The organism is Pseudomonas benzenivorans (assembly GCF_033547155.1).
GTDB classification, from domain to species: Bacteria; Pseudomonadota; Gammaproteobacteria; order Pseudomonadales; family Pseudomonadaceae; genus Aquipseudomonas; species Aquipseudomonas benzenivorans_B.
In genome coordinates this window covers 2,148,199-2,172,482 of the sequence record NZ_CP137892.1, presented here as the reverse complement: position 1 = coordinate 2,172,482, position 24,284 = coordinate 2,148,199, and the positions used below count along the sequence as shown (strand labels likewise).

21 protein-coding genes and 3 pseudogenes are annotated in these 24,284 nt (G+C 66.7%); 4 read left to right on the top strand and 20 right to left on the bottom strand.

Annotation, left to right across the window (positions count from 1 at the left end; all coding sequences use genetic code 11):
* Window positions 1-87: 87 nt before the first annotated feature.
* The gene (locus SBP02_RS09880; protein WP_318646215.1) at window positions 88-1,032 is read left to right on the top strand and encodes a triacylglycerol lipase; all 945 of its coding nucleotides are present in this window, start codon (window positions 88-90) and stop codon (window positions 1,030-1,032) included.
* A gap of 73 nt (window positions 1,033-1,105) precedes the next feature.
* A complete protein-coding gene (locus tag SBP02_RS09875) occupies window positions 1,106-2,140 on the top strand; it encodes a lipase secretion chaperone (RefSeq protein WP_318646214.1) in 1,035 nt (344 codons plus the stop codon).
* Between the two features lie 46 nt (window positions 2,141-2,186).
* Here the strand turns inward: SBP02_RS09875 and SBP02_RS09870 are convergent, their stop codons facing one another.
* Window positions 2,187-2,621 (bottom strand): DoxX family protein, encoded by a 435-nt coding sequence (locus SBP02_RS09870; RefSeq protein ID WP_318646213.1) that lies wholly within the window; start codon window positions 2,619-2,621, stop codon window positions 2,187-2,189.
* 112 nt (window positions 2,622-2,733) lie between these two features.
* A complete protein-coding gene (locus tag SBP02_RS09865; protein ID WP_318646212.1) occupies window positions 2,734-4,125 on the bottom strand; it encodes an MltF family protein in 1,392 nt (463 codons plus the stop codon).
* A 233-nt stretch (window positions 4,126-4,358) separates the two neighbouring features.
* Here SBP02_RS09865 and SBP02_RS09860 point away from each other — a divergent pair, with 233 nt between their 5' ends.
* Window positions 4,359-5,183: a TatD family hydrolase gene (locus SBP02_RS09860; RefSeq protein WP_318646210.1), complete on the top strand. Its 825-nt coding sequence runs from the start codon at window positions 4,359-4,361 to the stop codon at window positions 5,181-5,183.
* Between the two features lie 10 nt (window positions 5,184-5,193).
* Here the strand turns inward: SBP02_RS09860 and SBP02_RS09855 are convergent, their stop codons facing one another.
* From SBP02_RS09855 to selD, 9 genes and pseudogenes are all read right to left on the bottom strand, one after another.
* Complete coding sequence (locus SBP02_RS09855; RefSeq protein ID WP_318646209.1) at window positions 5,194-5,997, bottom strand: acyl-CoA thioesterase; 804 nt, start codon at window positions 5,995-5,997, stop codon at window positions 5,194-5,196.
* Window positions 5,998-6,111: 114 nt separating this feature from the next.
* Window positions 6,112-8,106 (bottom strand): transglutaminase TgpA family protein, encoded by a 1,995-nt coding sequence (locus tag SBP02_RS09850; RefSeq protein ID WP_318646207.1) that lies wholly within the window; start codon window positions 8,104-8,106, stop codon window positions 6,112-6,114.
* Entirely contained in the window at window positions 8,103-9,056 is a 954-nt protein-coding gene (locus SBP02_RS09845) for a DUF58 domain-containing protein (RefSeq protein ID WP_404824392.1), read from the bottom strand. Before SBP02_RS09845 ends, SBP02_RS09850 begins: the two co-directional genes overlap by 4 nt.
* Entirely contained in the window at window positions 9,056-9,973 is a 918-nt protein-coding gene (locus SBP02_RS09840) for an AAA family ATPase (protein ID WP_318646205.1), read from the bottom strand. Before SBP02_RS09840 ends, SBP02_RS09845 begins: the two co-directional genes overlap by 1 nt.
* A 99-nt stretch (window positions 9,974-10,072) precedes the next feature.
* Window positions 10,073-10,579: pseudogene (locus SBP02_RS20920) on the bottom strand (methyl-accepting chemotaxis protein); the annotation flags it as partial.
* Window positions 10,580-10,927: 348 nt separating this feature from the next.
* Window positions 10,928-11,158 (bottom strand): annotated as a pseudogene (locus SBP02_RS20915) (HAMP domain-containing protein); the annotation flags it as partial.
* 1,176 nt (window positions 11,159-12,334) lie between these two features.
* Complete coding sequence (locus SBP02_RS09830; protein WP_318646203.1) at window positions 12,335-12,613, bottom strand: hypothetical protein; 279 nt, start codon at window positions 12,611-12,613, stop codon at window positions 12,335-12,337.
* A 47-nt stretch (window positions 12,614-12,660) separates the two neighbouring features.
* Window positions 12,661-13,796 (bottom strand): annotated as a pseudogene (mnmH, locus tag SBP02_RS09825) (tRNA 2-selenouridine(34) synthase MnmH).
* Window positions 13,796-14,830 carry a selenide, water dikinase SelD gene (selD, locus tag SBP02_RS09820; protein WP_318646201.1) on the bottom strand — a complete coding sequence of 345 codons (1,035 nt, stop codon included), beginning with the start codon at window positions 14,828-14,830 and terminating at the stop codon, window positions 13,796-13,798. Before selD ends, mnmH begins: the two are co-directional and overlap by 1 nt.
* Before the next feature lie 111 nt (window positions 14,831-14,941).
* Between selD and SBP02_RS09815 the strand changes: the two genes are divergently transcribed.
* Window positions 14,942-15,961, top strand: coding sequence for a patatin-like phospholipase family protein (locus SBP02_RS09815; RefSeq protein WP_318646200.1), 1,020 nt, complete (start codon window positions 14,942-14,944; stop codon window positions 15,959-15,961).
* Window positions 15,962-15,983: 22 nt separating this feature from the next.
* Here SBP02_RS09815 and SBP02_RS09810 read toward each other — a convergent pair whose 3' ends face one another.
* From SBP02_RS09810 to SBP02_RS09770, 9 genes are all read right to left on the bottom strand, one after another.
* Window positions 15,984-17,063 (bottom strand): AI-2E family transporter, encoded by a 1,080-nt coding sequence (locus tag SBP02_RS09810; RefSeq protein ID WP_318646199.1) that lies wholly within the window; start codon window positions 17,061-17,063, stop codon window positions 15,984-15,986.
* Between the two features lie 141 nt (window positions 17,064-17,204).
* Window positions 17,205-18,008, bottom strand: coding sequence for a DUF4892 domain-containing protein (locus SBP02_RS09805; protein WP_318646198.1), 804 nt, complete (start codon window positions 18,006-18,008; stop codon window positions 17,205-17,207).
* An 8-nt stretch (window positions 18,009-18,016) separates the two neighbouring features.
* Complete coding sequence (locus SBP02_RS09800; RefSeq protein ID WP_318646197.1) at window positions 18,017-18,679, bottom strand: glutathione S-transferase family protein; 663 nt, start codon at window positions 18,677-18,679, stop codon at window positions 18,017-18,019.
* Between the two features lie 51 nt (window positions 18,680-18,730).
* Window positions 18,731-19,594 carry an alpha/beta hydrolase gene (locus SBP02_RS09795; RefSeq protein WP_318646196.1) on the bottom strand — a complete coding sequence of 288 codons (864 nt, stop codon included), beginning with the start codon at window positions 19,592-19,594 and terminating at the stop codon, window positions 18,731-18,733.
* Window positions 19,591-20,400, bottom strand: a complete 810-nt coding sequence (locus tag SBP02_RS09790) for an alpha/beta fold hydrolase (RefSeq protein WP_318646195.1) — start codon at window positions 20,398-20,400, stop codon at window positions 19,591-19,593. The genes SBP02_RS09795 and SBP02_RS09790 overlap by 4 nt, the downstream gene beginning before the upstream one ends.
* Window positions 20,401-20,595: 195 nt before the next feature.
* Window positions 20,596-22,263: an AMP-binding protein gene (locus SBP02_RS09785; protein ID WP_318646194.1), complete on the bottom strand. Its 1,668-nt coding sequence runs from the start codon at window positions 22,261-22,263 to the stop codon at window positions 20,596-20,598.
* Between the two features lie 113 nt (window positions 22,264-22,376).
* Window positions 22,377-22,841 carry a phosphohistidine phosphatase SixA gene (sixA, locus tag SBP02_RS09780; protein WP_318646193.1) on the bottom strand — a complete coding sequence of 155 codons (465 nt, stop codon included), beginning with the start codon at window positions 22,839-22,841 and terminating at the stop codon, window positions 22,377-22,379.
* A gap of 10 nt (window positions 22,842-22,851) precedes the next feature.
* Window positions 22,852-23,199 carry a DUF4389 domain-containing protein gene (locus SBP02_RS09775; RefSeq protein WP_318646192.1) on the bottom strand — a complete coding sequence of 116 codons (348 nt, stop codon included), beginning with the start codon at window positions 23,197-23,199 and terminating at the stop codon, window positions 22,852-22,854.
* 25 nt (window positions 23,200-23,224) lie between these two features.
* Window positions 23,225-24,247: an NAD(P)H-dependent glycerol-3-phosphate dehydrogenase gene (locus SBP02_RS09770; RefSeq protein WP_318646191.1), complete on the bottom strand. Its 1,023-nt coding sequence runs from the start codon at window positions 24,245-24,247 to the stop codon at window positions 23,225-23,227.
* Window positions 24,248-24,284 lie beyond the last annotated feature (37 nt).

Below are 24,284 nucleotides of genomic sequence, written 5' to 3'. Positions count from 1 at the left end.
CCCAGGCCGCGACGACCCGTCCTCGACCGGCTGTCGCAGCCGACAGGATCGTATTAATTGCCCAACTCATCCCTTACGAGAGCGCCCATGAATAACAACAAGACCCTGCTCGCCCTCTGCCTCGGAGCCGGCCTCATGGCTTCCGGCCAGACCCAGGCTTTCTGGTTCGGCTCCTCCGGCTACACCCAGACCAAGTACCCGATCGTGCTCACCCACGGCATGCTCGGCTTCGACAGCATCCTCGGGGTCGACTACTGGTACGGCATCCCCACGGCCCTGCGCCGCGACGGCGCCAGCGTCTATGTCACCGAAGTGAGCCAGCTGAACACCTCGGAAGCCCGCGGCGAGGAGCTGCTGGAACAGGTGGAAGAGATCGTCGCGATCAGCGGCAAAGCCAAGGTCAACCTGATCGGCCACAGCCACGGTGGGCCGACCATCCGCTACGTCGCCGCCGTCCGTCCCGACCTGGTCGCCTCGGCCACCAGCGTCGGCTCGCCGCACAAGGGCTCGGCTGCCGCCGACTTCATCCGCCAGGTTCCACCCGGCTCGGCTGGCGAAACCCTGCTGGCCGGCATCGTCAACGGCCTCGGCGGACTGATCAACTTCCTCTCCGGCAGCTCCAGCACCAGCCCACAAGACGCCCTCGGCGCCCTCGAATCGCTCAACAGCGAAGGGGCCGCACGCTTCAACGCCAAGTACCCGCAAGGCGTTCCGACCAGCGCCTGCGGCGAAGGCGCCTACAACGTGAACGGCGTGCGCTACTACTCCTGGAGCGGCACCAGCCCGCTGACCCACCTGCTCGACCCGAGCGACCTGCTGCTGGGCGCCAGCTCCCTGACCTTCAACGGCGAAGCCAACGACGGTCTGGTCGGACGCTGCAGCTCGCACCTGGGCAAGGTGATTCGCGACGACTACCGGATGAACCACCTCGACGAGGTCAACCAGACCTTCGGCCTGACCAGCTGGTTCGAAACCGATCCGGTGACGGTCTATCGCCAGCATGCCAATCGCCTGAAGAATGACGGCCTATAAGTACACCCGGGGCCCTAGGGCCCCGCTCTCGGGCCGTAGCGAACTCGTGGCGCCCCACTCAGTGAAAGAATCCGTGAACAAACTCTTGCTGCTGTTCCCCCTGGTCTTCACCGGCTGCGTCGCCACCCTGCTGTATCTGGATGGAGAGCAGCCCCCCGGCGCCAAGCCCCGCGATCTCACCTCGCCAATGCCTATCGAGGGCATAGCCTCTGGAACGCCACGCCCCGCAGTGCAGACGCCCGCAACTATCGAGGGCACTGCGCTCCAAACCCTGCCTCCCTCCTTCGCGGGCACCCAGGTGGATGGGGTGTTGCGCGTCGATGCATCCGGCCAACTGATCATCAGCGAAGACATCCGGCGAATATTCGACTACTTTCTCGCCGCCCTCGGCGAGGAGCCCCTCCACCGCAGTGTCGAGCGCCTGCGGCTCTATATCGCCAGCCAACTGCAGGCACCGGCACGGGAGCAGGCGCTGGCCCTGCTGGATCAATACCTCGACTACCGCCGCGAACTGGTGTTGCTGGAACGTGACTGGCCACAACAGGCAGGCCTTGACGCCCTTCGCCGGCGCGAGGATGCGGCGCAGGCCCTGCGCGCCCGGCTGTTCAGCCCTGAGGCGCATCAGGCGTTCTTTGCCCGGGAGGAAGCCTACAACCGGTTCAGCCTGCAGCGCCTGGCGATCCAGCAGGACACCGGCCTGGACGACGAGGGCAAGGCCATTGCGGTCGACCAGCTGCGCGACAGCCTGCCAGCGGACTTGCAGGCCAGCCTGCTGCCACAATTGCAGAACGATCTGCGCCAACAGGCCGCCAAGCTGCAGGCCGAGGGCGCAGGCCCCGAACAGATTCGTCAGCTGCGTTTACAGATGGTCGGCGCAGCAGCCACTCAACGCCTCGAGGCGCTGGATCGCCAACGTCAGGCCTGGGCACGACGGCTCGCCGACTACCAAGCGGCCAAGGCCAGGGTCGAGGCCAGCCGCGGCCTCAGCGAGGGCGACAAGGCTGCTGCCATCGCCCGCCTGACCGCAGAGCGATTCGACGAGCGCGAACGCCTGCGCCTGGACGCCGCCGAGCAGCTGTCCGAGACCCGCCGGCAACAAATGCCCTGACATGCACAAGGCCCGCACGGGGCGGGCCTAGGATGGGAACCTTGGCCTATCCGGCGAAGCGCTTGTCCAGCGACAGGCGCCCGGCGCCCTCGACCAGCACCGCCAGGCTGATCGCCAGCAGGGCCAGGGCGAATTCATAGCCATCGTTACTCATGAAGAAACCATTGGCCAGGTGCACGCTGAAGATCGCCACCAGCATGGTCAGCGCCAGTACTGCTGCGGCGGGACGGGCCAGCACACCGACGATCAGGGCCAGGCCGCCGAAGAACTCCGCACTTCCAGCCAGCAGAGCCAGCAGATAGCCCGGCGCCAGGCCGATGCTTTCCATCCACTGAGCAACCCCCTCCAGGCCGTAACCGCCGAACCAACCGAACAGTTTCTGGGCGCCGTGGGCGGCGAAGGTCACGCCGGCGATGACGCGCAGGACGGTCAGGCCGTAGCCGGCTTGAGTGAAGAGCAGGGATTTGATCAGGGCATTCATGGGCAGGATTTCCGTGTTGAGGAGAGATGCCCACAGACTATCCGAAAAATACGATAATAAAATCGCAAATAACCGCTAATCATTATCTAACAATTGGATAAAAGAAGAACCCTCAATGGGGCTCCAGCAGGTAGCGCTCCCGGTCGTAGGCCAGGTAGTACTTGTTCACGCTGTTGACATAGCTGACCACGCCCATGCCGACCTGCTCCATGGCGATCCGTTCGACCTGGAAGAACCATTGATTGGGGTTGAGCCCCCGGCGTCGGGCCTCGGCACGCATGCCCTGCACCCGGTGCGGCCCCAGGTTGTAGCCCGCCAGCACAAAGGCCATGCGCTCACGTTCGTTGAGCTGAGCGCTGTTGAAATAATTGCGCCGAATCATTGCCAGGTAACGGGCGCTGGCTTGTACGTTATTCTCCAGCGCAGCGATATTACCGACCCCGACACTGCGCGCGGCGGCCGGGGTGATCTGCATCAACCCGGTCGCGCCACCGGCGCCCCGCGCCCCCGGGTTGAGCGTGGACTCCTTGAAAGCCAGCGCCGCCAGGGCCAGCCAGTCGAACTGCTGCTCGGCGGCATGGCGCTGCAGCACCGGGCGCAGCTTCTCCAGACGCTGGCGTTCGGTGCGCCCCAGGGGGTAATGGACCCGGTACAGGCGGCGGTAGATGCGCTGGAAGGCCGCGTCCTGATCGGCCGGACTGCGATAGGTCTTGAGGAATCGGTCGATGCTCGCCGCCAGCGCCGGGGCATCGCGCCGGACGAACCAACGCAGGTCGCCGTCGCGGGCCAGGACCAGATGGTGCTCCAGCCGCAGCTTGGGCATGACCTTGGCCCAGCGCTCGGCAATCGGCTGCTCCACCGCGGTGACGCTGAAGATGCCGGCCTGGACCATCTCCAGCACATCCTCGACGGCCAGGCTCGGGTCGACCCACTCGACGATGACCGGCGGCCTCTTGCGCTCGATCAGCTGCCTGTTGAGCCGTTGCACCGCCGCGCCCGCGGCACTGCCGGCCGGCAGCGCCAGGCTGCGGCCGGACATCTGCTCCAGGCTCTGGTAGCGGCGATCGCCCTGGCGAGCCACGATGATCAGCGGTACGTTGCTGCGAATCGCCGCACTGCCACGGACATTGCCGCCGCCCCCCAGGTCGAGCAGCTCGCCCGGCGCCACCAGATCCCCCTCGCCACGGCGCAAGGCCGCGAGCAACTGGTCCTTGGCCTTGGGCACCATCTTCAGCCGCAGGCCCGTGCCGCCCTTCGCGCTGCGATTGAGATACTGCTCGAACGCGCGCAGGCGATGGTATTCCACGCCGATGCTCTGGCCTTTGACCTCGCCGGAACTGTTACGGCTCTGGTTGACCAGTACGCGCAACTCGCCGCTGCTGCGGATGCTCGCCAGATCCCGCGCCGGCACCGGCCGCACCACCTCCGGCGGGCCAGCCAGGCGCGCCACGGCCGCACAGGGCAGCAGTAGCAACAGGCACAGCAGTAGCAAAGGTCGCGACATCGCGGCTCCAAGACAGGGTCACACGCTTCGGTAACAGGTCGACTGAGAGTACGGCGGCGGCACGCAAGTTCCCCGGTCTCGCGGCGCGCGGAGGGTCGCACAGCCAGCCCCGGGATGCCTGAGCGGCTTGTCACCCGGCCTCAAAACAAGAACGCAGGTTGTTGAAAGTAATGGACTTCTTGGTGAAGTCGTAGCTTTGCTATGCTGCCCCTCTCCAGCCAGCAGGTAGCACCATGCAACTCATCGACATTGGCGTCAACCTGACCCACCCCAGTTTCGCCGGCCAGCACCAGGCGCTGCTCGAGCGGGCCTACGCCGCCGGTGTCCGCCAGATGCTGGTCACCGGCACCAGCCTGGCCGAGAGCGAGCAGGCCGTCGAGCTGTGCCAGCGCCTGGATGAAGGCGGCCAGCACCTGTTCAGCACGGCCGGGGTCCATCCCCACGACGCCAAGGGCTGGACCAGCGACAGCGCCGCGCGGCTCGAGGCCCTGCTGGCCGAACCCAGGGTGCGGGCGGTCGGCGAATGCGGACTCGACTTCAATCGCGACTTCTCCCCGCGCCCGCAACAGGAGAAGGCCCTGGAGGAACAGCTGGCCCTGGCCGTCGCCTTGCAGATGCCGGTGTTCCTGCACGAGCGCGACGCCGACCAGCGCCTGCTGGAGATACTGCGCGATTACCGCGACCGCCTGCCGGCGGCGGTGGTGCATTGCTTCACTGGCGAGAAACGCGCGCTGTTCAACTACCTCGACCTGGACCTGCATATCGGCATCACCGGCTGGATCTGCGATGAGCGCCGCGGCAGCCATCTGCACCCGCTGGTACGGGAGATTCCGGCCGGCCGCCTGATGCTGGAAAGCGACTCGCCCTTCCTGCTGCCACGCAGCCTGCGGCCCAAGCCCAAGAGCGGACGCAACGAGCCGGCGCTGCTTGGCGAAGTCCTGCGCGAGGTGGCGTTGCATCGGGGCGAGTCCCCAGCAAGCCTGGCAGCGCACAGCACCGCCTGCGCCCGTCAGTTCTTCGGTTTGCCGCACCTCGCCGAGGAGCGGCAGACCGACTGAGCAGCTGGTATCAGCCGAATACCGTCACGGTCTGCCGGCTGATGGCCAGCAGCTCGCCGCTCGGGCTCCACAGGGCCGCGGCGATATGGCCGTAGCCATCGCGCGCATGCTCGATATGGGCCAGGTAGCGGCACCAGTCCAGAGTGTTCAACTCGGCCACCGGCTGGACGAACTCGATGGTCCAGGTCAGGGAGCTGCCCGGCGCCGGCGCACGCAGGTGCGAAAGTACGGCCGGCGGCCAGGCATCGACCAGCGCCAGCAGATGCGCTTCGCCCAGCGCCTGCACCTCGCCCTCGGCTTCCGGGCGCAGGCGCACCCAGCCGCCCATCTGGCGCGCCGGGTTGTTGCTGAACGGCATGCCGCCGATGCCCCAGCGCATCGCCAGGAAACGGGTGAATGCCGGGGTCACGTTGGCGATGTAGGGCAGCTCCTGGCACTCCTCCACCGGTTTTATGTGCGGCGCCGCCTCGGCGGCGACGGCGATCGCCGAACTTCTCGCGGCGCCGAAGCTGCCCTGTACCAGGGTGACCACCCGACCGTCCTGTACCGCACGCCCCAGCACCTGGCTGACCGCCTTGCCCTCGCGCAGCACCTCGACCTGAAAGCTCACGGGCATGTCCGGTGCGACCGGCCCGACGAAGGTCACGGCCAGGGAGCGGACGGGACGTCCCTCCGGCACCTGGGCCCGCATGGCTTCGTACACCAGCGCCGCCACCAGGCCGCCGAAGCTGGCCCGCCCCTGGGCCCAGGCGGCCGGGATCTGCAGCGATTCGGGATGGCCACGAACGGCCTGCAGCAACGCGGAAAAGGTCATGACTACCTCGGGGCAATGGTTCGCAGAGGATCTTAGGGGAAAGCCATAGCCGGCCGATAGCCGAGGCGAAGGCCGCTTCGGTCAATCAACGCGGGATATCGGCGAGCCTGTCGCTCACTGCACCCGGGTGAAGCGCCAGGGCAGTGCCCGGCGCAGTGCCCCCAGGCGCTGGCGCAACTGCGCCGGGGATGCCGCCTGGCCGGCATAGCGCTGGGCCTCGAAGGCCGTGGCGAAGGCGCGGATAAGGTGCGCCTGCTTGGGCAAGGCGCGGGCCGCTCGCTCGGCAAAGTCGCGACCGCCTTCGCCTGGCTGCCGGCGCAGGCCATGACGCCCCAGCAGACGCTCGAAACGCTGGAAGGCCCGGCGCTGCGGATCGCGCTCACGCCGCCAGGGTTTGAACAGGCCTAGCGCCACCAGGGCCAATAACAGTGCGCCGCCGCCCACCAGACACAGCGCCAGCAGGCGGCCATCGAGTCGCCCGAACCAGCGCTGCAACAGGCGCAGCTGTTGCTCGCCCTGATAACCGAGCACCCAGCGCTGCCAGCCGTAGTTGAGATTGTCCCAGCCCAGGCGCAGCTGATTCAGCCAGGTCAGCTGGCGATAGCGCAACGGGGAGAACGGCGAGTCTTCGAGGAAGCTCTGCTCGTCGGCCAGGGCCTCCTCCAAGCCCTGCTCGATGCGCTCCGGCGCCACCTGGAAGGTCGGGTCGACGCTGGTCCAGCCCATGCCGGGGCGCCAGTACTCGACCCAGGCGTGCGCGTCGAACTGGCGCACCTGCACATAGTCACCGCCCGGGTTGTACTCCCCGCCCTGGTAGCCGGCCACCACCCGTGCCGGAATGCCGGCCGCGCGCAGGACGAAGGTCATGGCACCGGCATAGTGGGCGCAGAAGCCCCGGCGGCTGTCGAAGAGAAACTCGTCGACGCTGTCCCGCCCCAAAGTCGGCGGACGCAGGGTGTAGACGTAGGGCTCGCGGTTGAAATGCCTCAGTAGCGCCTGCACCAGGCGTTCGGGCTGCGGATATTCGCGCCGGAGCTGGGCCGCCCAGGCCCGGCTGCGCGGGTCCCCCCGCTCCGGCAGTTGCAGCGCGCGACGCGTGCCGGCCGGGGTACCTATGCCCTCGGGCTCGCGCAGGGCCTCGGGCCAGGAGGTCACCTCATACAGCAGGGCGCGCTCGACCGGCTGCCCACGCTGCAGGCGGAAGTCGCTCATCTGCCTGACACCCGGCTGCGAGGTCTCGGCGACATCCAGGGCAAACAACCAGGGCTGCGCACTGGGCTGCATGATGATGCTGTAGCGCAGCGGCTCGCCCCGCCTCCGCCAGCCGGGCTGAAGGGGCTGGGCGGACTTGGCCTGCGACCAGCGACGGCCGTCGAAGTCCTCGAAGGTCAGGGCGCGCCAGTACAGCTGGCTGCGCGGCGGCACCTCGCCCTCGAAGCTGGCGCGGAAGGCCAGCGCGCCAGAACGGCTCAGCTCGGCGATGTCCGCCGGTGCCATGCTGTCGGCCAGGCCGCTGATCCCCTTGTCGCTGGGCGTCGGCAAGGACCACAGCGGGCCCAACCGGGGAAAGAAGACGAACAGCAGCAACATCAACGGTAATGCCTGCAGCAACAGGCCACCGGCCAGCCGCAGGGTCGGCCAGGGCTGGCTCGCCAGGGCGCCCTGCTGCAGGCCGATCAGGGCGGCGAGCAAGGCGGTGACCGGCAGCAGGCTGTACAGAGCGGCGAGCATGCCGTCATCGAACAGGTAGGCGGTGACCACGGCGAAGAAGCCGAGGAAGATCAGCACCAGGGCATCGCGCCGCGTGCGCATCTCCAGCAGCTTGAGGATGAACACGGCGATCAGCAGCACCACCGCGGCATCCAGGCCGACCAGACCGCCGCGGGAAAACCAGACGCCGCCGGCGGCCAGCAGTAACAGCGGGGCCTTGATCCAGGCACGGGGAAAACCGGCACGCATACGATAGATCTGGATACGCCAGGTGGCGCAGCCGAGCCACAGCAGGATGATCCACGCCGGCAAATGGCCGAGATGGGGCAGGATCACCAGCGCCTGGGCGACCAGCAACCAGCTCAGGCCGACCCGTGGAATGCCCGGCGACGGGCTCATGGCGCCGCTCCGTACAGGGCCAGGGCGCGCAGGCAGGCGTCGCGATGGGCCTCGCCACCATCGGGCGCCAGCGTCTGGCCTGGCAGACGCAAGGCGAACGGCTGTTGCCGTGCGGACAACTGCAGCACCCAGTGGCAGAGCAACGACAGGCGCGTCTCGACATCGCCCTCCAGCATCGCGAAGTCCAACTGCGGATCGCGCCCGCTCAGGGTGGCGAAGTCCTTGACCAGCAGGCCCTGGCCGCGGGAATAGGCTTTCCAGTCCAGCCGCTGCTTGGAGTCGCCCGGCTGGTAGTCTCTCAGGCCGAGGAAATCATCGCAGCCCTGGCCGCGCACCTGCCGCCCCTGTTCCTGCTGCTCATCGCCACCGCCGGACGACAGCGGCAGCTCGCCGGCCAAGGGCCGCGGGTAGACGAGCAGCGCCTGATCCAGGTCGAGCCAGCTCCAGGCGACCAGGATGCCCAATGGGAAGCGGCTCTCGACCCGCAGGCGCTCCGGCCGTAGCCAGCCGCGGCGCCGGGTCGGCAGGCTCAGCTGGCACTCGCCGGTGCCTCGAGGCGGCACATCGACCAATTGCAGACTGGCCTTCGGCCAACCCAGACCGATCGCCTGATGCGCCCGCCGGCTGCTCTCCAGGCGCACATGGAAGCGCCCCTGTTCGCCGAGGAAGACCGCATCCGCACCGCCGGCCCTGAGAATCAGCCCCGCCAGGTTGCGATAGGTATGCAGGATGGCCACGACGAATACCGCCCCGAGCAGGAAGGTCAGGCCGTAGGCCAGGCTGTTCTGGTAGTTGATCGCCGCCAGCAGCATCAGCAGCAGAAGCAGGACATAAGCCGCGCCGATGCGGGTCGGACGGATGAAGATCTTGCGCTGGTTGAGGCTGACGCTGCTGGCAGCGGGAATCCGTCGGTCCAGCCAACGCGTCCAGTAGGGTTTGAGCAACCCGATCAAAGCGCCGGCACCTCACGCAGCAGCCACTGCACCAGAGCACCGCCGCCATGGCCGGCGGGGTCGGCGCGCTCGCGCAGGCGGTGTGCGACCACCGACGGCAACACCGCCTGCACATCCTCGGGAATCACGTAGTCGCGACCATCGAGCAGAGCCCAGGCACGGGACGCCGCCAGTAGCGCGAGGCTGGCCCGTGGCGACAGGCCCCAGGCGAACTGCGGCTGGCTGCGAGTGGCCTCGACCAGGCGCAGCACATAGTCGACCAGGGCATCGCTGGCCCGCACCTTAGGCACCTCGGCCTGGATCGCCGCCAACCCCTGGTGATCGAGGACCGGCTGCAGGCGCGGCAACAGCGAGCGTCGTGGATCGCCAAGGAGCAATGCCTTCTCCGCGGCCTGGGCCGGATAGCCGAGGGACAAGCGCATGAGGAAGCGGTCGAGTTGGGACTCCGGCAGGGCAAAGGTGCCGCCCTGGCTCACCGGGTTCTGGGTGGCGATGACGAAGAAGGGCTCGGGCAGCGGTCGGGTCGCGCCCTCGATGGTCACCTGGCCCTCCTCCATGGCCTCGAGCAAGGCGCTCTGACTCTTGGGCGTGGCGCGGTTGATCTCGTCGGCCAGCAGCAGCTCGGCGAAGATGGGCCCGGCATGAAAGACGAACTGCCCGGTATCGCGGTCGAACACCGAGGTGCCGAGAATGTCCCCGGGCAGCAGGTCGGAAGTGAACTGAATGCGCTGGAAACTCAGGCCCAGCACCTTGGCCAAGGCATGGCTGAGCGTGGTCTTGCCCATCCCTGGCAGGTCTTCGATCAGCAGGTGGCCCCGCGCCAATAGACAGGTCAGCGCCAGGCGCACCTGGGTCTCCTTGCCCAAGAGCACCTGATTCACCGCGGCCAGGCAGGCATCCAGTTTCGTCCGCATCCGTCACTCCCCATGCAAGTGCGTCGATGCTACTGGCCGGCACGCCGTGGGCAAAGCCTCCTGTAACCTTTGCTCACTAAAGTGTGAGCGGCCCCTGGTTCACAGCCGGAAATACCCGGCCATGCCCTGCAGTTCACGCCCTAGCTCGGCCAGCTGGACACTGGCGTTGGCGGACTCGTCCATCGCCAAGGCGGACTGGTCGGCGATATCGCGGATGGAGGTGACACTGCGGTTGATCTCTTCGGCCACCGCCGTTTGCTCCTCGGCCGCCGCGGCGATCTGCTGGTTCATCTCGAAGATCTGCGTCACGGCCTCGGCAATGGCCGCCAACGCACCCTCGGTCTGATTGGCGTCCTGCACCACCTGCTCGACTAGGGCGCCGCTCTGACGCATGTCCGTCACCGAACGCCGTGCACCATCGCGCAGGGTGGCGATCAGGCCTTCGATCTCTGCGGTGGACTGCTGGGTACGCCGCGCCAAGGCGCGCACCTCGTCGGCCACCACGGCGAAACCGCGGCCCTGTTCGCCGGCCCGGGCAGCCTCGATGGCGGCATTCAGGGCCAGCAAATTGGTTTGCTCGGCCACGCTCTTGATCACGTCCAACACCGAGTCGATGTTCTGGGTGTCCTGGCTGAGGCGCTCGATGCTTTGGGTGGTGGCTTCCACCGCGGCGGACAGCTCACCGATGCGTTCCAGGGTCTGGCGTACCACCTCGACGCCACTAGTGACCCGGTTATCGGCCTGGGCCGTGGAGGCGGCGGCGGCCTCGGCATTGCGCGCCACCTCATGCACCGTGGCGGTCATCTCGCTCATGGCGGTGGCCACCTGGTCGGTTTCCTCTTTCTGCCCGCTCACGCCCTGGCGGGTCTGCTCGGTGCTCGCCGACAAGGACTGCGCCGAGGCGGAAATCTGCGTCACCCCGTCCTGCAGACGACCGACCATCTCGCGCAGGTTGTTGGACATGCCCTGCATGGCCGTCAGCAGCTGGCCGACTTCGTCACCGCGCTGCACCTCGATCTGCACGCTGAGGTCGCCCTCGGCGATCTGCCGGGCCTGCAGGATCACCTGCTTGAGCGGGCGGACAATCAGCAGGGTGATGGCCACCGTCGCCAACAGACCGATCAGCAGCGCCAGACCGGCGGCCAGCAGGATCAGCACGGCACTGGCCTGGGACTGCGCCTGCATGTCGCCCTTGCGCAGGTCGTGCGCCTGATCGACCAAACCGAGGATGCGCTCGGCCTGCTCGACCATGCGGGCGTGTTCCTGTTTCTGTTCCTGCAGATGGCCGGTGTATTCCTTGAGGCGATCGTTGAAGGAATTGACGTTGCCGACGACCTCGGCCAGCACCGAGGCGTAGCCCGGATCGTCCATCGCATCGCGCAGCTCGCCGGCCAGGGCTTGTGCATCCAGGGCCTCCTGAATCACGGTCTGCACCGCCTCGCCGGAGCTGCGACTCTGTTCCAGGCGCACCCGTGCCTGGTCGAGGGCCTGCAGCAGCAACTGGTGAACCTTGCTGATCTGCCCCGCCTGCATGACCGAGTTGTCGCCTTCCAGCCCCTGGCTGCTCTTGAGCAGGTCGACGCCATCCTCGGCCAGGCCTTCCTTGAGCAGGTCGAGGCTATTGGCCGCGCTGACCACCAGCCAGTTGGCCGCCTCCAGCGACAGCCGCATGTTGTCGGTCAGCTCGACATAACGATCGAAGGTGGTCTTGTACTCGCCGATCGCCGCGCCTGCCTCCTCGAGCAGCGCGCGCTCCTCCCCCGGCAACTCGGCCTGCAGAGCCGCGCTGCTGTCGAGAATCGCCTGGGCCTGCTCATGCAGGTGCTTGGCATGTTGTACATCGCCGGTGAGGGCAAACTCCTGCTCGCTGCGCCGCATGCGCTGCACCTGGCTGCCGATCGCGCTCATGCGTTCGAGCAAATCCGCACTGCCGGCCACGTCCCGCAGCGCGGAGAAGCCGGTGGCGGCGACCAGGAGGGTGAGCGAAAGCACTACACCGAAACCCAGGGCCAGTTTCTTCGCCGTGCTCAAACTGGCGAGGCGCCGCTGCAGGACAGTCCACATGATTATTTTCCCTTCCCCATCAGGATGACGGTTGCACGATCTCGAGTCGTTCGGAACCTGTGTCGGCACGATAGGAGCAAAGCATTAGCCGCAACAAGCTGTCTTCGTAAGCCATTGTCGCCGCGTGCTAAGTTCGGGTCGTTTTCTGGTTATTACGGGGCGGGGGACGCCCGTGCACCGAACGCGCCCTATTGGCTTGCGCCACTGCGCCGTGCCGTTCGATCGCGCAGGAGAAATGGGCTATCGCGCACTCCCCGGCCACCGCATCGACTGGCGGGGAGTGCTCTACGGCCAGGCTCAGCGCCCGGCCCGCGACTCGCGGATATAGAAGCGCGCCCGCTCCGACTTGCTGGTGCAACCCTCGTAGGCTTCGAACTGCTGCTGGGTCTTGGCCGCGGTCAGCAGCGACAGCGCCTTCGAATAGCTCACGGTGCCGGCGAAGCCTTCGGCCTTGGCCAGGTCCAGTTCGCGCCAGGCCGCATCCAGCTGATTGGCACAGCTGTCGCGGTAAGCGGTCTTGCCGGCACAACCGGCCAGCACCAGGGCAATCATGGGTAGGCAGATCCAGGCTTTCATTGCGCACACTCCCTCAAACGGCAAACGATCAGAAGCAATAGATTCGATTAAGACGGCCAGACCTGGGAAAAGTGCCGCGGCCTCAGGGCTCGGCCCGCTGTCTCAAGTACTCCAGCACCGCCGCCTGTTCGCCGACGAACTCGATCCGTCCGGCCTTGTTCTCGCGCTGGAAGGCATACATCGGGTCGTAGTACTCCACCAGCAGCGCCTCGATCCAGCCGCGATGCAGGTCGACCGCCCCGCTACGCTCCTGCTCCAGCAAGGCCTGATCCATGATCGCCGCCAGCCGCTGGTAACGCTCGCCGCCCAGCCGCTTGAGGATGTTCACCAGACTCTGCTGCAGACGCTCGGCGAACGCCTTGAAGCCGACCTCGGCGCCCAGTTGCTCGACGAACTCGGCGCACAGGTCGATCACGTAGTCCTTGAGAATGCGCTCGATGCGTCCCGTCAGGCTGTCTTCCAGCCATACCAGAGGAAAGTGCTGCATGCCCTGATGCAGTTCAAGCGGCAGCGAGCAGCGGCCGACCAGGCGTCCCTCGTCCTCGAGCACGAACTGCCCCACTCCCTTCGCACGCTTGCGCAGGATGTCCACGGCCAGGGCGTTCTCGAAGTCGATCTGCGCCGGCTGTCCCGTGGCGCGCTTGCCAAAGCTGGAACCGCGATGGTTGGCGTGTCCCTCCAGGTCCAGACTGTTGTCCAGTTGGGCGATGACCTCGGTCTTGCCGGTGCCGGTCATGCCGCCGACCAGCACGAACTGACACTCGGCCAGTGCCTGCTCGGTGGTTGCGAGCAGGAAGCTGCGCATTGCCTTGTAGCCGCCAATCACCCGCGGGTAGTCGATGCCCGCCTCGCTCTTGAGCCACTGCTGGACGATCTGCGAGCGCAAGCCGCCGCGGAAGCAGTACAGATAGCCCGTGGGATTGGCCTCGGCAAAGGCCGCCCAGGCGGCGATACGCTCGGCCTTGAGCGAGCCGCTGACCAGCTGGTGGCCCAACTCGATCGCCGCCTGCTGGCCCTTCTGCTTGTAGCAGGTACCGACCTTCTGCCGTTCGCCATCGTCCATCAGCGGCAGGTTGACCACCCCGGGAAAGGCACCCTTGGCGAACTCCACGGGCGCCCGGGCATCCATCATCGGCACACCGTCGAGGAACAACTGGCGATAATCGCTGGTGTTGTCGCGCATCACAGCACCTCGACCGCGTGCTGCCGACGCTCGAGCAATTCGCCGATAGGCTCGAGCACCAGACCCAGTTCGGCGGCGACCGCCAGGAACTGCGCCTCGCCCTCCGGGGTCACCGCGATCAGCAGGCCGCCGCTGGTCTGCGGGTCGCACAGCAGCAACTTGTGCAGCTCCGGCAGCGGCGCGATCTTCTCGCCATAGCTGTCGAAGTTGCGCAGGGTGCCCCCCGGCACGCAGCCCTGCTCCAGGTAATACTCGACGCCAGCCAGGCGCGGTACCTTGGCGAACTCGATGCGGGCGGTCAGGCCGCTGCCGTCGGCCATCTCCACCAGGTGGCCGAGCAGACCGAAGCCGGTGACGTCGGTCATCGCCGTCACCCCGGCGAGCTTGCCGAAATGACTGCCGGGCTTGTTCAGCGTGCACATCCAATCCCGCGCCAGACCGATGTCCTCGGCGCGCAGTTTGGCCTTCTTCTCCGCGGTGGTGAGGATGCCGATGCCCAGCGGCTTGCTCAGGTACAGCTTGCAACCGGCACTGGCACTGTCGTTGCGCTTCATGTGGCGCTTTTCCACCAGCCCGGTCACGGCCAGGCCGAAGATCGGCTCCGGCGCATCGATGGAGTGCCCGCCTGCCAGGGGAATGCCGGCCTCGTCGCACACCGCGCGGCCGCCACGGATCACCTCGCGGGCCACCTCAGGCGCCAGCACGTTGACCGGCCAGCCGAGGATGGCGATGGCCATCAGCGGGTCGCCGCCCATGGCGTAGATGTCGCTGATGGCATTGGTCGCGGCAATTCGTCCGAAATCGTAGGGATCGTCGACGATCGGCATGAAGAAGTCGGTGGTGGACACCACGCCGCGCTCGCCATCTATAGCGTAGACCGCCGCATCGTCACGCGAGGCGTTGCCCACCCAGAGACGCGGATCGAGGTTCTGCGCGCCGCTGCCGGCGAGTATCACCTCCAGCACCTTGGGGGAAATCTTGCAGCCGCAACCGGCACCGTGGCTGTACTGGGTCAAACGAATGGGCGCGCTCATGACATCTCACTAATCGGCTCGACAGGCGGCGGCATTCTAGCAAATGCCACCTTGGCGGCGGCCATTGGCGCGCGTATGTTGATAAAACAATGCGTTACGGGGGATAACGAGATGACTAAGCGAGTAGCGCTGGTCTTGGGGGCCGGTGGCGCGCGGGGCTATGCGCATATCGGGGTGATCGAGGAACTGGAGTCCCGCGGCTACGAGATCGCCTGTATCGCCGGCTGCTCCATGGGCGCCGTGGTCGGCGGCATCTACGCCGCCGGCAAGCTCAAGGAGTATCGCGACTGGACCCAGAGCCTGGACTATCTGGACGTGCTGCGCCTGCTCGACGTGAGCTTCCGCCTCGGCGCCATTCGCGGCGAGCGGGTCTTCGGACAGATCCGCGAGATTGTCGGCGAGATCGATATCGAGCAACTGCCGATCCCCTTTACCGCCGTGGCCACCGACCTGACCAACCAGCAGGAAATCTGGTTCCAGGAAGGCTGCCTGCACCAGGCCATGCGCGCCTCGGCGGCGATTCCCAGCCTGTTCACCCCGGTGATCCAGGGCAAACGCATGCTGGTCGACGGCGGCCTGCTCAACCCGCTGCCGATCGTACCGGTGGTATCCAGCCATTGCGACCTGATCGTCGCGGTCAATCTCAACTCGACCAACCAGAAGCATTACGAACTGCCGGTCATCGAGCGGCCACTGGCCCTCAAAGGCCGTTTTGACCAGATGATGACCTCCCTGGGCTCGCACCTGCCCTCCTTCCGCCGCAAGAATGGCGCGGCAGACGATGAGTTGCTGCTCCTCGAAGCCCCTGCCGACGTCGATGCAGTCAGTCCGGACAGCGCCCCCTCGGCGTCCGAACAGGAAAGCGCTGCCGCGACCAAGTCCGCCAGCGGCTCGCGAGTGGCCGACATGAGTGGGCCGGCGTCTCTGTTGGAGCTGATCAACCAGAGCTTCGAGGTCATGCAGACCTCCCTGGCGCAATACAAGATCGCCGGCTACCCGCCAGACATTCTGATCAACGTGCCCCGCCGCGCCTGTCGCTTCTTCGAGTTCTACAAGGCGCCGGAGCTGATCATGCTCGGCCAGTTGATCGCCCGCGAAGCCCTGGACAAGTACGAGCGGGGAGACGTCTGAGGCCGCACCAGCGGCCTCGGCACTATAGGTTCAGCCCCGGCGGCGATCCCTCACCGGCGTCTGGCGGCGGCGCCTTGTTCGCCACCCAGTCGCTGAGCAGACTGTAGGCCACGGCCAATACCGTGGGTCCGAGGAACAGGCCCATGAAGCCGAATGCCAGGATGCCGCCGAACACGCCGAGCAGCACGACCACCAGCGGCAGGTTGCCGCCGCGACTGATCAGGTAGGGTTTGAGGATATTGTCCACCCCGCTGATCACGAAGAAGCCCCAGATGCCGAGGAATACGGCCAACCCGTATTCGCCCTGGCTCGCCAACCAGGCCGTGGCGGGCACCCAGACCAGCGGTGGCCCCATGGGAATCAGGCTGAGGACGAAGGTGACGATGCCCAGCAACAGGGCGCCCGGCACCCCGGCGATGTAGAACCCGATCATCGCCAGCAAGCCCTGGGCCGCTGCGGTACCGATCACCCCGTTGACCACGCGCTGCACGGTGCCGGCGACCAGCTCCAGATAATGCTCGGCACGGGCACCGATCAGGCGATCGAGCAGACTGTGGACGAAGGCCGCCAGACGCGGCCCATCACGGTAGAAGAAGAACACCAGCGCCAGGCTCAGGGCCAGCTCCAGCATGCCGCCGCCGATCTGCGCGCTACGCGCCAGCAGCCAGTTGCCGACCTGGCCGAGGTAAGGCCGAAGCGTGGCGAAAAAGGCCGAACCCTGCTCATCGACCGTCTGCCAGGCCGACACCAGCGTCTCGCCCACCAACGGCAAGCCCGCCAGCCAGCTCGGGGGGGGCGGCAGTCCCTCGACCTGGAAGCCCTTGATCAGGGCCGTGGCATCGCGGATATGGTCGGCCAGGTTGAAGCCCAGCAGCACCAGCGGCACGGCCACCAGCACGATCCAGCAGAAGGTCAACACGGCCGCCGCAGTGGCCTGCCGGCCATTCAGCCAGCGGGTCAGCAGGCGCATCAGCGGCCAACTGGCGAAGGCCAGCACCGCAGCCCAGAACAGCGCCGACCAGAAGGGGGCGAGCACCCACAAACTGGCGCCCAGCAGCCCGAGGAGCAGGATCTGCACCAGCAGGCGATCGTTATTGAGCATTCACCAGGCTCCGCAAGAGGTAAATTAGCGCCCTACCCCAGAGGCAGCGGTCCAGGGCAGGCGCGAGAAGCATGCCCGGACCAAGCGCGGGCCGGCAAGCACGCAGAAGGAGAGCCTAACGCCATGTTTACCCGGCTCCGGCTAACGCAGCACGCTGATCCGCAGGCCGGGCACCTCGCTATCACCCAGTTCCAGGCGGGCCGAACGCACCCGCTGTTCGACCAACGCCTCGCGCCAGGCCTCTGCCTGGGGGCCGGCCAGGCTGACCCGCAGGGTGCTGTCGAGGTTGAGGCTGCGCGACAGCAGTTTCGTCCAGGCCGGGCTCGGCTCGGTTTGCCTGGACAGGCGCAGTTCGCCACTGCTGCGCAACTGACGCAACAGGGTGGCGGGTGTCGGCAACAGCTCACCCAGCGTCGCGTCGGCAGCCAGCAGCTCGGCGTGCAGATAGGCCCGGCGATTGCCGCGAGTGATGCTGTAGAGCGCCAGCAGGCTGTCCTCACGCGGTTCGGCCAGGCGCATCAGGACATAGGCCTGTTGATCGTCGGAACCGTAGAGACTGGAGCGGCCGAATACCGCATTGGCCCACAGGCTGCTCGAGCCGCACTCCCGCCCCTGACACCAGTACAGCAGTTCGGCATCCTGGGCCTGCAGGGTTTCGCGGGCGGCGCTGAACACCTCATCGGACGTGTGAGTCCGTGGTAGCTCGTAGGTGACCGAGGTGAACTGCCCCTTGACCTGGACTTCCCGCTCGTAACGCAGACGACCGCTGATGCGGCGGATCGAGCCCTGCGGATAGATCCGTTCCTCCTCGGGCGCCTCGGCATAGGCGACGATCTGGGCGCCGGGAAAACGCGGCAGAATGTCCAGGTCGCGGCTGCCCGGCAGGTCCGCCGCCCAGGCCGAAGTCCCCGCCAACAGGATCGCAAGCAGGCCGATACCGCGCATACGCCCCCTCATCGGATCAACATCGACTGAGCGGTTTTCACCGTCGAGTCTTCATCGACTTGGCGCTTTGGCACCAGCAGCCCACGCTGCACCGCCGCACGCCCCTCGAGCGCGGCGAGCCAGCGCTGCAAGTGGGACAAGCCCTCGAGCGAAATCCCGGACCACTCATGGCTGCGCACCCAGGGAAAGGTGGCGATATCGGCGATGCTGTAGTCGTCTGCCAGGTACTCGGCCTCAGCCAGACGCGCGTCGAGCACCTCGTAGAGACGCCGGGTCTCGTGCTGGTAGCGGTCTATGGCCCCCTGTAGCTTCTCCGGGAAGTAGCGGAAGAACACATTGGCCTGACCTTGCATCGGACCGATGCCGCCCATCTGGAACATCAGCCATTGCAGCACCCGTGAGCGTCCCTTGGCGTCCTGCGGCAGCAGTTGGCCCGTCTGCTCGGCGAGATAGATGAGGATGGCACCGGACTCGAACACGGCGAAATCGTCATTGCCACGATCGACTATGGCCGGGATGCGGCCATTGGGGTTGATCTTGAGAAACGCCGGGGCTTTCTGCTCCTTCTTGTCGAAGCTCAGCACATGCACGCTATAGGGCAGCTGCAGCTCCTCCAGGGCGATGGACACTTTGTGGCCATTGGGGGTGGCGGCGGTGTAAAGGTCGATCATGCGAATCTCCATGGCAATCGGCCACACCTTTCCCCAGTTGCCTTCAGCAAGTCAAGGCGAGCGCAAGAAAGCTTTGAAACAGTCTGCTACCAGCTGTGCGCCGACCTCGTCATCCAGATGCAGGTGATGACCGCCCGGCAGCCGATTGAGGGTGATCGGCCGACCATCGAGCAGCTCGGCGAAACGTGGCTGCGCAGCCAACATGCCCTGCTCCGCCAGCACCAGATCGACCGGACACTGCAGTCGCTGGACGAAGGCCATGGCATGGGCCTGGGTCAGGCGCAGCGGCGACGGCAGGGTCAGGCGGCTGTCGGTACGCCAAGTATAGCCACCGGGCACCGGCATCAAGCCGCGCTGGGCAAGCAACTCGGCGGCCTCGCGGCTGACCGCGCCGACCCCACGCATACGCGCCTCGACCGCCCGGGAGAACTCGGCGTAGACCGGCTTGCGCTTGCCGGCCAGGGCCATCTGCGCCTTGAGCGCCTCGCCCAGGCGCTGCGGTGCGTCTTCGGCCTCGCCGGTGTAGGGAATCAGCCCATCGATCAGCGCCAGACGCGCCACCCGCTCCGGCAACGCCCCGGCCAGCAGCACCGAGACGATCGCCCCCATGGAATGGCCCAGCAGGGAGAAACGCTGCCAGCCGAACTGCTCGGCCACCTGCAGGACATCGTGCACGTACTCCCAGATCGCGTAGCCGGCTCCCGCTGGACGATGATCGGAATGACCGTGGCCGGCGAAGTCCAGCGCGACGATGCGCAGCCCCGGCAACTTCGGCGCCAGCCGGGCAAAGCTCGCGGCATTGTCCAGCCAGCCGTGCAGGGCGATGACCGGTACGCCGTCCGCCGGGCCATAGAGATGTGCCGCCAGTTCGATGTGCGGCAGGCGCAGGCGTACTTCCTCGAATGCCGGACTCATGCGGATGCCTCCCGGCTGCGCTGGCCATCCCAACGCTCGAACAGCGACCTGAGCAGCTGGGCAGTCTCCTGTGGCCGCTCCAGGGGAAACATATGCCCGCCGGGCAGGATCAGATACTCGCCCCTGGGCACCCGGCGCACCAGCCGCGCATGATGCGGCAGCACCACACGGCTATGGCGCCCGCGCACCAGGGCCAAAGGCACCTGCAGCTGCTGCGGTCGCCCCGGGCTGGTATGCGGCACGCTGCGGTAGATGCTGATTTCCGTGGCGGGATCGAAGCGCAGGCGCAGCCTTGCGCCATTGCTGTGCAGGCCATGACGCACATAGGCGTCCAGGCATTCCGGATCGAAGCGCCGAAACAGCGCCTTGCCTGCGAAATAACGACGGGCCTCGTCGAGGTCGGCAAACTCTTCGCGGCGCCCGAGCGTGCGCCCGGCCGGGGTGATGCGGTCGATGAAGCCGAAGTGCTTGGCCGCCCGGATGACGATCCGGTCGACCCGGGTCAGCACCGGCGAATCGAGCATGACCAGCCCACGGTAGAGGTCGGGACGCTGCAGCGCGGCATGGTAGTGCAGCACTCCGCCGAGCGAGTGCCCCACTCCCCAGACCGGCGCGTCGCTTGTTTCGAGGTGATGGACCAGCTCGTCGACCAGGTTGCTCCAGTTGTCATTGACCGGAAAGCGCGGGTCGTGGCCATGCAGCTCGAGGTGCCGCACTCCATAGTCGGGGGCCAGAGCGGCGAACAGCTTGCCGTAGGTGGCCGAAGGGAAGCCGTTGGCATGGGCGAAGAATACGGGCTGGGACATGGTCGCGAGCTTCTACGGAGGAACGTGAGAATTGTCCGACACGGCCGCGGCATCGGCAATGGCGAACCCGCCAGCCAATGGCGCCAATAAGGCCAAACTTCACGGGATGCAGGCCACCCGCCTTAGCGCCTGCCCCCGTACAGCGTGACCATGCCCTTGGGCGACCCGAGGTCGCGTCGCCCGCGGGCATGGCACTCAGTCATGCCAGAGCACCGCCTCGCCGCGCTCGAGCCATTCGACGAATCGCCCGGCGTAGCTCCCCTCGACCACGTTGCGCTTGATCTTCAGGGTCGGCGTGAGGAAGCCGTTGTCCACGGCCCAGACCTCCTTGACCAGCACCAGCCCATGCAGGCGCTCATGCTGATCGAGTGCCGCGTTGACCTCCTCGAGCAGCGCCCTGAGGCTAGCCTCCAGCAGCCCGCGTGCGCCGTTGGTAGCCTCCTGGCGACCGGCCTCGGACAGCACGCACAGCGCCATCGGCTGCGGCAGGCCATCGCCGACCACGCACACCTGCTCGATGCGCGCATGCGCGGCCAGGCGATTCTCGATCGGTGCCGGCGCCACGTACTTGCCCTTGCTGGTCTTGAAGATCTCCTTGAGCCGCCCGGTCAGGCGCAGGTTGCCCTCGGCATCCTGCTCCCCCTTGTCGCCGGTGCGCAGGAAGCCGTCGACCGTGAGCGCATCGGCGGTTTTCTCGGGCTCCTTGTAGTAGCCCTGCATGGTCGCGCCGCTGCGCACCTGCACCTCGCCGTCGGCGGCGATGCGCACCTCGACCCCGGGGTTGCTGTGGCCGATCCAGCCCGACTTGAAGCGCCCCGGCCGACCGACGTGGGAGTAACCGCAGTTCTCGGTCATGCCGTAGATCTCCAGCACCTCCAGCCCCAGGCGCCGATACCAGCCCAGTAGCGCCTCGGGCACCGGCGCGGCGCCGGACAAGGCATAGCGCACCGCATCCAGCCCGAGACCGGCGAGCACTCTCCTGCCGACCAGACGACCGATGAGCGGCAGACCGAGCAGCAGATCCAGGCGTTTGGCCGGCATCTTGCCGAACACGCCCATCTGGAACTTGGTCCAGATCCGCGGCACGCCGAAGATCACGGTGGGCCGGGCGCGCCGCAGGTCGTCGAGGAAGGTCTCCAGGCTCTCTGCGAAGAAGACCGTTTGCCCGGAATAAATCGAGGCCAGCTCGACGAACATCCGCTCGGCCACATGGCACAGCGGCAGGTAGGACAGCACCCGATCCTCCTCGCCGACGGCGAACAGCTCGATGGCCTGGTTGGCGGCGAAGCCGAAGTTGCCGAAGTTGTGCATCACCCCTTTCGGTGCGCCGGTGGTGCCGGAGGTGTAGATGATGGTGGCGAGCCGATCGGCCGGCGGCTGCGGGTCGTCGCGGATCGGCGCGCTGGCCTGGAGATCCTGCCAGTGATGGCTGAACCTGCCCTCGGGATGCAACGGCAGGGCCACGCTGGGCAGCGTATCGGGAACGCCCGGCGCCATGCTCGGCCAGTCGTCCAGTTTACCGACGAGCAGCAACTGCGCCTCGGAATGTTCCAGCACCTGGCGCACCGACTCGGCGGTGAGGTTGGGGTAGAGCGGAACCGAGACATGCCCGGCCATCCAGATCGCCAGGTCGGCGATTATCCAGTGCGCACAGTTCTTCGACAGGATGGCAATTCGGCTCCCGAGCGGCAGCTCCCGAGCGCGCAGCCAACTGGCGGCACGCCGCGCCTGCTCGCCGACCTCCGCCCAACTCAGCTCCTGCAGCTGGCCATCCGGCAACGGCTGCACCAGATAACGTTTGTGCGGATGAAGGGCCTCGCGCTGGTAAAACACCTCCAGCGGCAAACGCACAGCATCGACCATGGGGCTTCCTCCTTTGTTATTTTTGTGGAGCCGACCAAGCAATTGCTTGGTCGGACTATTCCACGCACAAAGTGGAGCCGCAAGTTAAGAAATGTATCGAGGCATCGGGGTCATCAGTCGGGCCGGGGATGCACCAGGGCGAGCAGATCCATGCTGCCGGCGGCCAACAGTTCGCCATCCAGTTCGGCCAGGCTGGCGGTCTGCATGGGCAGGGGCTGTTGCCGATGACCATGGATCAGCAGCCCGCCCAGGGCGCCGACCAAGGGCTGGTGGCTGACCAGCAGGAGTTCGCCGGCATCGTAGCGATCCAGCTGCGCCAGTACCTGGCGCGGATCGCCGTCGGGCGTCAGCCAGGGCACGGTCAGCAGCGGGCCAGCGAACCCCAGGGCATCGCGCACCAGGGCCGCAGTCTGCTGTGCCCGCGCATAGGGGCTGGCGAGAATCGTCGCGAGCGGTCGTCCCTGCAACTGCACCGTCACCTGCGCGACCTCCTCGCGCCCATGGGCCGTCAACGCCCGCTCGGCATCGCTCGGCGCCTGCAGCTCGGCCTCGCCATGGCGCAGCAGCCACAGCCTCATCGCCCTGCCCTCACAACTTCGGTTCTTCGTCGCGCACCGGGTGCGGGGCCGGCGGCACGGCATGGGGGGCTTCGCCCTGCGGCGCCCTGGGCGTCGGCCAATCGGAGAACGGCCACGGCTTGTCGTCGCTGTTGAAGGTACCGAAACGACCGATCTGCGCCAGGTACTGGCTGAGGCTGTCGCCGAAGCCGAGCAGGCTGGCATTCGGCGCGCCGTAGAACAGCCGATAGCCCAACTGCAGCAGCACCACGGCGCCGAGCACCAGCTCGGACAGCTGCCAGACGATGGTGAACAGCACCATCCAGAGGATCCTCAGCAGAATGGATTCGCGCTCCAGCTCTTTACTCTCTTCGCTCATGGCTATCTCCCTGAGTGGTGCAGACCTAGAAGCCCGCAGTGGAAATGAAGTCGACGTCGGTCTTCGGCTCGGCGCGCATCAGCAGCTCGATTACCTGCTCCAGCGTACGCCCTTCGAACAGGATGGCATGCAGGCCGGTCACCAGCGGCATGTAGACCTGCAGCTCCTCGGCCTTGGCCTTGAGCACCTTGATGGTGTTGACGCCTTCGGCCACCTCGCCCAGGCGCTCGACCGCCTCCTCCAGGCTCAGGCCTTCGCCCAGGGCGAAGCCGACCTGGTAGTTGCGGCTCTTGGGCGACGAACAGGTGACGATCAGATCGCCGACCCCGGCCAGGCCGAGGAAAGTCATGGGGTTGGCGCCCTGGTGCACGGCGAAGCGGGTCATCTCCGCCAGCGCCCGGGTGATCAGCATGCTCTTGGTGTTCTCGCCCATGCCCAGGGCCGCGGCCATGCCGGCCATGATGGCATAGACGTTCTTCAAGGCGCCGCCCAGCTCCACGCCGAACCGGTCGCCACTGGCGTAGACACGAAAGGTCCGACCATGCAGCGCGGCCTGCACCTGCTGGCAGAGGGCCTCATCCTCGCTGGCGATCACCGTGGCGGTCAGCGCATGCTCGGCGACCTCCTTCGCCAGGTTCGGCCCGGACAGCACGCCGATGCGCGCCTGCGGGGCGATCTCCTCGAGAATCTGGCTCATCAGCTTGAAGCTCTGTGCCTCGATGCCCTTGGTGGTGCTGACCAGCAGCTTGCCCGCCAGCAGCTCGGCCACTGGCTGCAACGCCTGGCGCAGGGCGCTGGAAGGGAGCGCGACGAACACCAGTCGGCTGGCGCCCAATGCTGCGCCGAGATCGCTGAGGGGCTCGACATCGGCATGAATCTTCACGCCCTTGAGATAACGCGGGTTCTCGCGGGTGGCCAGGATGGCCTCGACCTGCTCCGGGTCCCGCATCCAGTGCAGGACATGCCGACCGTTCTCCGCCAGCAGATTGGCCAACGCGGTGCCGAAGCTGCCGCCGCCGAGCACGGCGATGGGGTGCTGCTCAGTCATAACGAGTCCGTAGTGGGTTATGGGGTGGCAATCTGCG